The 12,769-nt window shown below is 47.9% G+C and carries 7 protein-coding genes; 6 read left to right on the forward strand and 1 reads right to left on the reverse strand.

The genetic code is table 11. From position 1 onward, the window contains the following. Positions 1 to 7: 7 nt before the first annotated feature. The 5 genes from EWA64_RS10130 to EWA64_RS10150 all read left to right on the forward strand — a co-directional run bounded on the left by EWA64_RS10130 (position 8) and on the right by EWA64_RS10150 (position 10,044). Positions 8 to 1,339 (forward strand): IS4 family transposase, encoded by a 1,332-nt coding sequence (locus EWA64_RS10130; protein ID WP_061893439.1) that lies wholly within the window; start codon positions 8 to 10, stop codon positions 1,337 to 1,339. Between the two features lie 438 nt (positions 1,340 to 1,777). Continuing rightward, positions 1,778 to 2,866, forward strand: coding sequence for a porin (locus tag EWA64_RS10135; protein WP_061896017.1), 1,089 nt, complete (start codon positions 1,778 to 1,780; stop codon positions 2,864 to 2,866). Positions 2,867 to 2,889: 23 nt separating this feature from the next. Next, entirely contained in the window at positions 2,890 to 6,081 is a 3,192-nt protein-coding gene (locus tag EWA64_RS10140) for an ExeM/NucH family extracellular endonuclease (RefSeq protein WP_061896018.1), read from the forward strand. 110 nt (positions 6,082 to 6,191) lie between these two features. After that, positions 6,192 to 9,101: an ExeM/NucH family extracellular endonuclease gene (locus EWA64_RS10145; protein ID WP_061896019.1), complete on the forward strand. Its 2,910-nt coding sequence runs from the start codon at positions 6,192 to 6,194 to the stop codon at positions 9,099 to 9,101. Between the two features lie 46 nt (positions 9,102 to 9,147). Further along, positions 9,148 to 10,044 (forward strand): endonuclease I family protein, encoded by an 897-nt coding sequence (locus EWA64_RS10150; RefSeq protein ID WP_061896020.1) that lies wholly within the window; start codon positions 9,148 to 9,150, stop codon positions 10,042 to 10,044. A gap of 85 nt (positions 10,045 to 10,129) precedes the next feature. Here EWA64_RS10150 and EWA64_RS10155 read toward each other — a convergent pair whose 3' ends face one another. Then, the gene (locus EWA64_RS10155; protein WP_061896021.1) at positions 10,130 to 11,401 is read right to left on the reverse strand and encodes an NAD(P)/FAD-dependent oxidoreductase; all 1,272 of its coding nucleotides are present in this window, start codon (positions 11,399 to 11,401) and stop codon (positions 10,130 to 10,132) included. 439 nt (positions 11,402 to 11,840) lie between these two features. Between EWA64_RS10155 and EWA64_RS10160 the strand changes: the two genes are divergently transcribed. Next, on the forward strand, positions 11,841 to 12,419 hold the full coding sequence (locus EWA64_RS10160; RefSeq protein WP_061896022.1) for an aminodeoxychorismate/anthranilate synthase component II: 579 nt from the start codon (positions 11,841 to 11,843) through the stop codon (positions 12,417 to 12,419). Positions 12,420 to 12,769: the final 350 nt, after the last annotated feature.

The raw sequence follows: 12,769 nt of genomic DNA on the forward strand, positions 1-12,769 counted from the left end.
ATTTTTCATGTCTTTAGAGAGCCAACTTGCGAGTACTTTTCGCTCATGCAATACCTTCCATCACTTTGACAAATACTCTGAAATTCTTAGTCCAGAGCTTATCCAGCAAGGTTTTGAAAAAGCTGGCGTAGCAACAGTTAGAAGAAGACGTTTACCCTTGGAAGCAGTACTTTGGTCCGTTGTTGGAATGAGTCTTTTTCGGCAACAATCTGTTTGGGATATTGCTAACCAACTTGATATTGTCCTACCAGACAAACGGCGCTTTGTTGCGCCAAGTGCTGTTGTCCAAGCTAGGCAGAGATTAGGCGAAGAAGGTGTTAAACAAGTCTTTAAGACGATGGCGGCTCAGAGTTATCAATCTTCTAAATTTGAAACTTGGTGTGGACTCAATCTCCTATCTGTCGATGGTGTCGTTTGGAGAACAGCGGATACACCTGAAAATCATCAAGAGTTTAAAGCACAGCGTAATCAGTCATCTGAAAATATTTACCCTAAGGTACGCATGGTTTGCTTGATGGAGCTTACAAGCCATCAGCTCATCGATAGTGCATTCTCTGACTATCGAACCAACGAAATGCGGCTTGCAGAAGAGCTCATAGAACAAACGCCAGACCATTCTCTGACTATTTTTGACAAAGGATATTACTCTCTGGGACTGCTGAACCGCTGGAACAAAGTCGGCCAAGAGAGGCATTGGATGCTTCCTGTGAGAAAAGACTTCCAGTATGAAGTCGTTCATAGGTACAGCAAGAGTGATGCAATCGTTGCGATTAAAACCACTCCTCAGGCAAGAAAGAAGTTTAGTGAACTTCCTGATGTAGTTGAAGCAAGGCTAGTCTCGAAAATCATTAACGGTAAAGAGTATCAGATACTTACCTCAATGCGTGACGGGTTACGTTTTCCTGGCGAAGAAATTGTAGAGCTCTATCGTTATCGCTGGGAAATCGAATTAGGCTATCGGGAAATGAAGGAAACCTTGCTTGACAGAGAGTATACATTGCGAAGCAAGCGTCCAGATATGGTTAAGCAGGAGCTCTGGGGTATTCTACTAGCCTATAACCTTATCAGGCAGGTTATGACAAAAGCGGCAAGTAGGTTAGATAGTGTCTGGCCAAATCAACTGAGCTTTACGAGCAGTGCTATGGCTGTGACGCAATACTTTGCAGCGTTGCCTTTAACAAGCCCAGGAAAGCTCCCTAAACACTATGAAGTATTACTGGAGCATGTATCCATGTTTATCCTACCACCTCGAAGAGAAGATAGAAGTTATCCTCGATGGGTGAAGTTGAAACCCAAGAAGTACGCGACAAATAGAAAAAATGCCAGTCAGCTTAACTGACTGGCATTACGCCAATCAGTGCGGCCTTTTTTATTATTTCTTGCCTGCACTAATATATTTCATCGGCTTATCATAATTAAAAATGTAAAACTGAGCGTTTGCTCTAACTTTGTCAATGTTGAGTTATTGTTGTTTATATTAACAACGATATTTGTTGAAAATATAAAACCCTTCGTATTAATACTTTTATAATTGTGAAACATTTCGCATTTAACATGCTTATCTCTTTTCTTTTTGCATAAAAGAGAGACATTAGTCCAGTTTAGATAAGATCTGGTTAAACGGAACCTCTCCTCGCAGCGAAAGAAGCGAGCACGGCTTTGTGTGCCTAAAATTTGACCGATAAATATCCTGTTGGCCAATCAATGTAATAACAGAGCCCTGTTTACCATACAGAACATCATTCCAAGTTGGATTTTAAGATACAAGGAAATAGCAATGTTAAAACGAAATGCAGTGGCAATAGCGATATCTTCGCTATGTATGGCGACCGCAGTGAATGCTGCCACTATTTATCAGGACGATAATGGTGATTACCTGAAATTATATGGTGAAGTCGGCGTTGGTGGTCATATCGGGGCAAATTACGAATACGGCGAGTTTTTCAAAGACCAAAGCTTCATCGATGACTCATTCGCTACCATGGGCGTACGTGGCAAAAACGATCGCATGCACTACCGTTTAGAGCTCGATTACGAACGCGAAAACTGGGCAGGTGGCTCTGGCGATTTAGTGCTAAGTATCGACAAACTTTTTATCGGCTATGACGTGGTTCAAAGTCAGCGATTTAGCCAATACGTTGAAGTGGGCCTGACCGATACGGCGTTCGATGATTACGACAAATGGGGCGACTTTACCTTTGATACCACGGTGGAAACTGGCGAAGCGGGTGACCAAGACATCACGGCCAAGTACGAAGGGCAATTCTTCACCTACCTCAAAACGGGTGTCTCTTATACCTATGGTGGTAAATCTTCTTCTGGTGACGAGCTAGGCGATATTGTTAACGGCTATATTGGTTTCTTCCACGACAGCTTCTCTGTCGTACTTGGCCTAGAAGGCCGTGGTGGTTCAGACGGTGCAACAAAATACGGCGAGCAACGCCTGGTTGGTCTGGGCGCACGATTGGCTGTCACCGATACCATCCATCTTGGTATCAATGGTTTCTTCGAGAAAGAAGATATTGCACAGAACAAAGCCTTACAGTCTGTAGATACTACGACAGGGAAGAAAACCTACATTCACAATGAATATGAAACAGAAGAAAACAAGGGCTACCTTGCTTCTGCTAAATACATTTTCAGCAAGAACTTGGAGTTCACCGCTTCCTACAACTTTGAAGAGTATGAGAAGTGGGAGAAAAACAATCAGAAGTTAAACGCAAACCAGTATAGCTGGGGGGATAGCCGCACTTGGGGCACGGTTGGCGTGAACTACAAACCAACCAAATCCAGTGTGATTGCGCTTGAGTTAAACGCAGGTGAAGCCGCACAAGATGCCTATGCGTATGCGCGTGTTTACTTCTAATCGTGTCAGAGGGAATGAGAAAAATGAATAGAAAAATGACTTTACTTGCTGGTGCGATTAGTAGCGTATTAAGTGGCGCAGCGCTAGCGGATATTAACCACATCTTAATTTCAGAATATGTTGATGGCTCAGGTAGTTATGCTAAGAATACTGCCGTTGAATTGACCAATACAGGTAGTACAGATTACACCTTCGATGACACTGTTGGCCTTTTCTACAGCTCTTATAAGAACCAAGTATTGGTAGCGGGTTCTGGTGATGGTCAAGGCAAAGGCAATGGAACATCGATTTTGACCGGAAAAACCATTCCAGCAGGTAAGAGTCTGGTGATTGTCAATGGCGATGCAACTGCGGAGCTCACAGATTATGTCGAGCAAAATGGCGGCATTTTGCTGAAAACAGGTAACTGGTCGACTGACCGCTATGACTCATTGAACTTCAATGGGGGTGAAGCGGTTTGGATCGGTAGCAAAGATGCGCCGCTCGATATCATCGGTGAAAACAGCAACAACTGGGGCGCGGACGTTACCTACAAACGCGTCAATACCGCGATGACGCAGAACGCGGCATTTGTGGAAGCGAACTGGGCCGCTGAAGCGGTGGACACTTTCGCTGATCTGGGTAAGCCAACGTTTGTTGAGCCACCTGCGCCGCCCACACCTCCAACTGAAGTTACTCTTGCTGAAGTGCAAGGTTCGGGAATGTTCTCGCCATTGATTGAGAAAGAGCATGGCAGCGATCTTAAGGAAGATAAGTTCTACGAAACCGAAGAAAACTATAAGTTGACCGCACGTGTTAGCCATGTGTTGACCAGTGCCAACAACGGCATCTCGAAAGGTTTCTTCCTCTACGATGAAGACAACAATCCAGCCACTTCCAATGGCCTTTTTGTTTACTCGAACAAAGCCAACGCAGATATGGTGGGCCAAGAGATCACGGTGATCGGTAAGGTACGTGAATACTTCGGCCAAACGCAGTTTAAACTGGAAACGGATGGTGAGTGGGTTGTTACCGATAGCAATAAAATCACGATTGCTCCTGCGGAAATGAAACGTCTTGAGTCTGATGGAGCATCTTTTGCTAAAACGCTGGAGCGTTACGAGGGCATGCTGGTTAAGCTGGTTGAAGACATGGATGATGCCCAAGAGGGCAATCAAAGTATGCGTGTCACGCGTGCCTTTAACTTCGACTTTGAGCTTCTAGACAAAAAGCAGTACCGAAACAACATGGTGCTTGCGTATGAACGTCCGAACTTCCACCCGAACCAAGATCACGTGGCAGGCAGTTTCGAATCTCTTATGCAGTTAAGTCAAAACAGAGATCGTACTCTGTTTATTGACAGTGCCGTTGCGCCAAAGAATGGTGAAATTCCTTATTACCCAGCGTTTAATAGCGACCCACAGAAAAACTATATTCGTATCAACGATACGGTCAAAAACCTTGAAGGTGTCATGACCTACAGTTACGACGAATATCGTCTAGTGCCAAGCAATCAGTTGAGTACCAGTGACATCGTACACAATACGCCACGCACGACTGCGCCAAGTATCAATACCGATAATGGTTCTGACGGCTTTGTTATTAAAGTGGCAACACAAAACGTACTCAACTATTTCAACTCGCCATTCGGTGGGTCAGATAACAAGTTTGGTGATAACCGTGGTGCCGAATCCTCGCTGGAATTTGAACGTCAGCAGGCAAAAATTGTTGAGGCCATCAATGGCTTGAATGCCGATATCGTCGGTTTGATGGAAGTGGAAAACAATGGTTTTGGTGACTTTGGTGCAATCAAAACCTTGTTGGCTGCCATTAATGCGAAGTATGACTATGAAGATTATGGCGATCGCAATCATGCTCGCTCGATCCACAATCGTTATGTCTTTGTTGGCTTTGATAAAAATGGCGACCAAGTGTTGGATGATCTCGACACCATCGGCAGTGATGCGATCACCACAGGCTTAATCTATCGCCCTTCTAAAGTGTCACTACAGTTTGGCAAAGTCATCCCAATGCCTGAGCAGCATGCTCCGATGATTGAATACCCAGAAGGGGGCGCGATTGTTGGTGAAGATGGTGAGATCCGTGAAAGCGGCGCCAACTTCCAGCGCAATACCATTGCTGCGACCTTTAGCGTACTCAATACCGGTAAGAAACTGACTGTTGCTATTAACCATTTGAAATCAAAAGGCTCAACCTGTTATGAAGATTGGGCTGGATGGCAGAACTGGGCGAATTTCAACCCAGTGACCGACGATGTTCGCGATGACGACTACCAAGGCGCATGTGAGAACTTCCGTGTTGCAGCCGCAGTGCATCTGGGCGAAGAGATGGCCAAGCTTCCGGGTGATAAAGTGCTGCTGGGCGACATGAACTCCTACGCGCACGAAGATCCTATGCTGGTTCTGACCAATAACTCAACGGGCAAAGCGCTATACGCAGCAGGTTATACCTATATCGATGGTCAGCCACAGTATGGTCCTGAAGGTGCTCGCATCACCAAAACGTATGGCTACCTGAACGCAGTGGATCTATTTACTGAGCAAGGTGAAACGTCATGGAGTTACTCGTATAACAATGAGATTGGTTCGCTTGACCATCTCTTGGTTTCGCCATCAATGAAAGATCGCTTAGTGGATGCGAAAGACTGGCACATCAACGCGCCAGAATCGAACCTCTACGATTATGGTAACTATAAGAAAGAACCGAGTGAACAGAGCAATCCATTCTACGCGCAAACGCCGTACCGTTCATCAGACCATGACCCTGCGCTACTGGTGATTGGTTACAAATATGGTGAAGCGGGTGAAAACCCAGTCACTGTTGCGGTGAAAAGTGGCCGAGCGGACATTGCTTTCCCAGTGTCAGCCAAAGCGAAGAAAGGAGACGTAGCTGAGATCGCTATCTCGCCTCGCCCTGCAGGCGTCGCGCTGCCGAAAGTAACTTTGAGCAATGATGGTGCGCAAACGGTGATGTTTGATGTGGTTGGCCTGAATGCGGGCGAGTACACCTTCACCATGACGCTGAAGCGTGATGCGGTTGAGAAGAGCGCAGCACAAGAGACCGTTGAAAGCAAAGCGCTGGAAATGTCGGTGGTTAAACGTGACTCAAGCAATGTGAAGCCAGTGTATCCAGAGAACGACGGTTCTGGTGGTAGTTTCGGCTTTGGTGCCCTGCTGTCACTCCTTGGCCTAGGCCTGCTACGCCGTCGTCGTTGATCGGCTCTGAAAGGGTTGGCGCTGCTGCGTCAGCCCTTTTCCTTCTTCAAGTGGATGGCTCAACACGGGCACTCACACATCAAAAACTTGTTTACCGATGAGGGTTAACAATGAAAAAAAGTCTTATAGCCGCCGCTATTGGGGCGGTGGTTGCACCTAGTGTGCATGCCAATATCGTCATCTCGGAGATCACTGAAGGCAGTGGTAATAACAAAGCGATTGAAATTGCAAACGTCGGCACAGCGTCAGTGTTGCTTGATGGCTACACCGTGGAGCTGGCGGGCAACGGCAAAGATTGGGGAAATAAGCTCTCTCTCGATGGCGTGACCTTGGCCTCTGGGCAAACCTACGTGATCATCAATAGCGGAGCGGCTGCGGACCTCAAAGCAAAAGGCAACGTTGAATCAACCGTCACTTATTTTAACGGTAACGACGACGTAGCGATTAAACAAAATGGCACTGTGATTGATATTGTAGGCAATCGTGACGGTGTGGATTTCAACAAAGATGTTACGTTAAGACGCACCGACTTCTCGCCATCGACCACTTATGATGCCAATAAGTTTGCCACCGTGGATATGAATGATTGGAGTGATTTTGGCAACGTCGACCTCGGCGGAGGCACCAATCCCGATCCTGACCCAGATCCCGATCCAGATCCACAGCCGCAAGTGCTGATCAGCGCTCTGCAAGGCAGCGGCTGGGCATCGCCTTATACTGATCCGGCCAACGGCAAGTTTATCTCTAGCGAGAGCTTTACTGTTGAAGGGGTGATCACGGCGATTCAAACGCAAGCGTTGGACGGGGATTTACCAGTCGGTTTCTTCATGCAAGATGAAACGCCAGATAGCGATGCGAAAACGTCAGACGGTATTTTTGTGGCGGCCAGTGTGGATGGGCTTGCCGTTGGCGACAAAGTACGTGTTACTGGCCCTGTCGAGGAAAACTACGGCTGGACACAAATGCCAGCGACCGCAGTCGAGAAAACCGGAACGGGAAGCGTGAGCGCGGTTGCGGTGACGGCACTCAGCGACGACGCAGAGTTTGATTTTACCTTAGAACGCTACGAAGGCATGCTGGTGAAGCTGACTTCCACCACCGACATGAAAGTGTCTCGCAGCTACAGTTTTGATGAAGGACCACAGCGTTACAACTTGGTGCTGACTCAGGGCAAAGTGAATGTCCACCCGAATCAATCTTTCTTCCCCGGAACACAACAAGCAGCGCAAGCGGCTGATTGTAATGATGATGCTCGTCTAGTGGTGGAATCATTTAGCAAAGATACTCAAGGCCAACCAAGTTGGTACCCTGAGTTCGGCAAAACAGACATCGACCAAAACGGCTCGAGTGAAGATTACATTCGAGTGGGTGACCGCGCGAGCAATCTGCAAGGTGTGCTCGGCTATTCTCACTCGGACTACCGTCTGTATGTCACGGAAGAGGCGAACAACGATACCTTTATTGCTCGTGGCAACAACCGTACTCAGGCGCCAGTGCTGAAATCAGGCGACGTGCGCATTGCGACTTTCAATACCGATGAATACTTCAATAGCTTGGTTGGTAATGGCGAGGCGAATCCGTATCTCAGCGCAGGGCAAACTGCGGGGGCAGAAAATGCCACGGTATTGCAACAGCAAACGGCTAAATTGGCTGCGGCATTGGTTGCACTCGATGCCGACATCGTTGGTGTGATTGGGGTAGAGAACAATGGCTTTGGTGAAAGCTCTGCGATTGTGCAGTTGGTGTCTGCCGTCAATGCCAAACTGCCAGAAGCGAAAAAGTATGAGATCGTCAAAGAGAAAGATCTTACGCACATCGGTCGCTTGGCGAGCAGCAACTATGTCATCTATCGCCCTAGCGTTGCGGGTATAAAAGCCACTCAGGTGATTGCGATGCCAGAGCAGCGTTTGGATGGTGGGCAAGTCATCGCTCAGTCAGATGCGCTGGTGCCTGAGTTCTCTTTTAAAGATCGTGACGAAACACTGACGGTTGCCGTAACGCAATTTGTCGATAAAGATCAAGCGTGTTTGGAGGATACCTCCAATAGCGATAGACAAGGTGCATGTGAGAACTTGCGCGTCTCTGCTGCCGATTATCTTGGCCAGAAACTGGCTGGCATCGACGGAGAGAAGGTGATTCTCGGTAACCTCAATAGCTATGGCAAAGAAGACGCCATCACCGTTCTGACTAATCGCACCGCGTTGCCAGCGGGCTACAAAGTCAAAACCGCGGCTCAAACGTTTGTTGAAGACAAAGCGTTTGATAGCGAGAGTCGTGTGATCGAGGCCAGCTACGGATACGAAAATGTGCTCGATATTGTGGCACCAAAGAGCTTCAACAGCTTGAACGGCGATGAAAGTGGCAATTTGGATTACATCCTCACATCCGCTGGCTTGAAAGCGAATGTACTGGATGCTGGTCATTGGCACATCAATGCCGCTGAATCTGCCTTGTTTGCGGCTGATCACAGCCTAGGACAAAACTATGCAGATGCCTACCGCGCGGCTGAAATCGATCCTGTTGTGGTGGACATCTCCTTTGCTGGTAAGCCGCTTGATCCTGTCGATCCAACGCTGCCTGGTGATAAACCGATCGTTGTTGGGACACCGATTGCACTGCCAAGCGAACCGATCAATGAGCCGCGTCTCGAAGCGCCGTCAACGGCTGGTTTTAAATATCTTGTCGATCTAACCGCGTACACGGGCTCTTCTTATCTCAAAGTGGGTGACGAAGTGGTGGTGAGCTTTAGTGACGCCAATGCAGCTTCTGTCGCTACCTCGTCCAGTGTTGCCAAAGACGTGCTGGATGAGTTTGAAATCGCACTGGGTTGGACTGAAGTGCCTATCACGGGTATTGCTGCTGGTGAATATACGGTGACCACTAGTATTGATGGCACGGTATTAGAGCGTAAACAAGTGGCGGTTGCTGATAACAGCAGTGACTCGGATGGCGGTAGCACTGGCTTAGGCGCGCTGTTGGCGTTACTCGGCCTTGGCTTCTTACGCCGTAAGTTCAACTAATTCGCTGCCTAAAGGAGAGGAGTGCTTGCACTCCTGAGCAAAAGATATGAAAAAGACATTATTGACTTTACTGATTCCATGCGCGTTTAGTGCGAGCGCCGCTTACCAGCAAGCCCACGATCCTCATGTGGTGGGCGGGTTGCCTACCGTGACCTGTCAGATGGAAATCGTGACACCGCCCGTCACTCCGGGAGAAACCCATAACCCGGATGGTTACTACGATAGCGCGCTCGATCTGAGCGGAGATGTCCTGAAAGCGGCGCTAAACCAAATCATTTCGACTGGCATCACCAAGCTACCGTACTCTTCGAGCAGCTTTGATGTGTGGGATGCACTGGATATCACCGATGAAGATCCAAACAACAGTAACAATGTGATTCTACTCTATACCGGACGTTCACAAGCGAAAGGGCAGAAATCAGGTCAGGGCTCGCTGGGTCAAGATAACTGGAACCGCGAGCATACCTATCCGAAATCGAATGGTGGCTTTGATAACAGCAACGCTTACGCGTACACCGATATCCACCACCTGCGTCCAGCGGATGAATCGGTCAATGGTAGACGAGGTAATCTGGAGTTCGATAACGGCGGCTCTGAAGTAACAGAAGCGCCCGGAAACTACGTTGACAGTGACTCGTTTGAGCCACGTGATGCCGTGAAGGGCGATGTGGCGCGTATGATGTTCTACATGGCGACTCGCTATGAGGGCAAAGACAACAGCGACCCGGCTAATCCAGATCTTGAGCTCGTACCTGCGGTCACCAACAATGGTACCGCGCTGGGCAATGTGTGTGTGTTGCTGGAGTGGAACAGCCAAGATCCGGTGGACAATTTCGAGTTCGAACGCAACGCCAAGATCCAGAAGATTCAGGGTAACCGCAACCCGTTTGTAGATAACCCACACTGGGCTGAGTCTATCTTCCGCAAAGATTGTACGCAGTAGATTTCGAACGGGATATAACCCTTACTATCCAAGGCCAGCGCATGCTGGCCTATCTCCACCCATCCATTACTTCTCTGTTTAACACTCACTTAGTGCGTTCAATGCCTGCTGCTTTCAAAATGTACTTCTCATAGATTGGCTCGCTGGTGCCCTTTTTCACTTTGTAGAGGAAATACTTTTCGAAGGCGATTTTGGCTAAATGCACCCATTGTCCCATCCCGGTCCAGTTGGTATTACGTGGGGGGTTCTGTGGTAGGGCAACAAAGGCCGCGCCTTTATCTCCCATGTCAGCAAGGCATAGTGCGTTCAAGGTCGGTTTGGTATGCATCTGTTCGCCTTTTTCTAGGCTGAGAATGTTTTCTACAATCGTCGTCGTCATGGATTCAATCATAAAGCCCGTTTTTGGTGCACCAACAGGAACCGGTGTTTCTTCCAAGGGAGGAATGGCTACACACACGCCTGCCGCAAAAATTTCAGGATAGACAGGGCTGCGTTGATATTCGTCGGTGAGCACAAACCCTTTGGGATTGCAGAGATCAGGAACCGCAGCAATCGGCGCTGCGCCTTTAAACGGTGGTAGAAACATTGCCATGGTGAAGGGCAGGTGATGTTCAAAATCCACTTCACCTTTGCGATTGAGTTCTTCAATGTGTGCCGTACCGTCTTCAAAGTGCGTGGTTCTGGCGTTACAGATCCATTTGATGCCCCTCTCGCGAAACTCATGTTCCATCAGCGCTTTGGAATCCCCAACGCCCCCCAATCCCATATGACCCACGTACGGTTCACTGGTTATAAAGGTCATTGGAACACGGTCGCGCACTTTCAGTTTTCGCAATTGGCTTTCCAGAGAGAGAATGTATTCGTAGGCCGGGCCGAAACAACTTGCGCCTTGCAGTGCCCCAACGATGACGGGGCCTGGGTTTTCAACCAACTGTTGATAGGCTTGATGGGATTTAACGGCGTGATCAACCGTGCAAATCGACTGGGTAAAGCCATTTTCTGGTCCGGCTCCCGGCACGGTTTCAAACGCCAATTTAGGCCCTGTACAGATCACCAAATAGTCGTAATGATATTCTTCACCATCGCCCGTTTTTAGTCGGCATGCTTTGGCATCAATATGTGCCACACCGGAGACATTGAAAGGAATATTAAATTTTTTTACATAAGGCGTGAGCTCTAAAACGACTTGCTCTTTGGTGCGTTCTCCCAATGCCACCCATGGATTGGATGGAATAAAATGAAACTCCGATCCTTCGTTAATGAGCATGACTTCATGATCGCTGGGCAATTTTTGTCTGAGTTCATACACGACCGACATGCCACCTAAACCGGCACCAATGACTATGGTTCTCTTCATTTTTAATTCCCTTTATTAGCTATTACTAAAGTAATTTTAGGTAAATAATGGTGAACTGCCAAAGCGGAAGTGTCGTCTGGATCATAAAGTGAAGGAAAAGCGTGTTATTGATTGAATCTGTAAGCCGGATTCGTAGAATGCTAAAGTTTTCATCGCTAGGGTCTGTTGACCTTTTGAGATGATTTTTGCAGCAGTTTGTGGGTTCTTTGTGCAAGGCAGAGGCTTTGAATTGTAGTGGCCTACATGATAAGCCGATAACGCAGCAAAAAGGAGCCACAAACGCTGCCCGAAGGGTTCGGCTAAAAGCGTTTTACTCTTTGTTGAGAGGTGTTTTGCTTAGAATGACTAGGCGACAAACCTCTCGTCGCGATTAAAACGCTTTTATCTCGAACAAAATTTAACCGCAAAAGGTCAACAGACCCTAGGCTAAGACAAATTTATGCTGCTGATCATCGACAACTACGACTCGTTTACATACAACCTCTACCAGTATTTCTGTGAACTGGGTGCTGATGTGCGCGTGGTGCGGAATGACGAGATCGATATTGCCGGGATCGAGCATCTTCAACCTACCCATCTGGTGATTTCCCCCGGGCCATGTACGCCCAATGAGGCAGGGATCTCTTTAGCGGCGATCACTCACTTTGCGGGTAAACTGCCGATCCTCGGCGTCTGTCTTGGCCATCAGGCGATTGCCCAAGCCTTTGGTGGGGAAGTGGTACGCGCACGGCAAGTCATGCATGGTAAAACCTCAGCCATTGAGCACAACGGGAAAAGCGTGTTTCGCGGCTTGAACAACCCACTCACCGTTACCCGCTACCACTCGCTGGTGGTCAAAAATGACACCTTACCTGCCGACTTCGAACTCACCGCTTGGACGACGCTGGCAGATGGCTGTATCGACGAAATCATGGGCTATCAGCACAAAACGCTGCCGATTGACGCCGTGCAGTTTCATCCTGAGTCGATCAAAACCGAGCAAGGGCACGCGTTGCTGGCCAATTTCCTCGCCCGTTGAGCGCGTAACCCTGATCTTGATCACCATTCTTAACATTTTCTTCATCTTTTTTTCAGCCAAGGCGAAGTGCAAAACTATTCGCCACTTTTTGCTTTTCCCTTCCCATTTTGCCAGTAAACCAAGTGATTTGTTGCTCGATTAAAAAAATGCTTCATAATTTGCGGAACATGATGCATAAATAATCATAGATAGTGACTATGTGGTATTCCTCCGGGTTGTAAAAAGAATATTTCACTATTGAATTCGTTAATTAATTGTAAATACAATGCCGCATCAGCTTAAATGCAAAACAATATTTGCCGGCCAGTCACAGTCGGTTGGATTCGCTCTCTGCTAGGCGTGCGGTATCA

This window comes from Vibrio cidicii, from assembly GCF_009665415.1.
In the GTDB taxonomy this organism is placed as follows: Bacteria; Pseudomonadota; Gammaproteobacteria; order Enterobacterales; family Vibrionaceae; genus Vibrio; species Vibrio cidicii.

What these genes read in the sequence shown, in the direction of transcription:
- EWA64_RS10130 (WP_061893439.1), top strand. Translation starts at nt 8, where the DNA reads ATGTCTTTAGAGAGCCAACTTGCGAGTACTTTTCGCTCATGCAATACC.
- EWA64_RS10135 (WP_061896017.1), top strand. Translation starts at nt 1,778, where the DNA reads ATGTTAAAACGAAATGCAGTGGCAATAGCGATATCTTCGCTATGTATG.
- EWA64_RS10140 (WP_061896018.1), top strand. Translation starts at nt 2,890, where the DNA reads ATGAATAGAAAAATGACTTTACTTGCTGGTGCGATTAGTAGCGTATTA.
- EWA64_RS10145 (WP_061896019.1), top strand. Translation starts at nt 6,192, where the DNA reads ATGAAAAAAAGTCTTATAGCCGCCGCTATTGGGGCGGTGGTTGCACCT.
- EWA64_RS10150 (WP_061896020.1), top strand. Translation starts at nt 9,148, where the DNA reads ATGAAAAAGACATTATTGACTTTACTGATTCCATGCGCGTTTAGTGCG.
- EWA64_RS10155 (WP_061896021.1), bottom strand. Translation starts at nt 11,401, where the DNA reads ATGAAGAGAACCATAGTCATTGGTGCCGGTTTAGGTGGCATGTCGGTC.
- EWA64_RS10160 (WP_061896022.1), top strand. Translation starts at nt 11,841, where the DNA reads ATGCTGCTGATCATCGACAACTACGACTCGTTTACATACAACCTCTAC.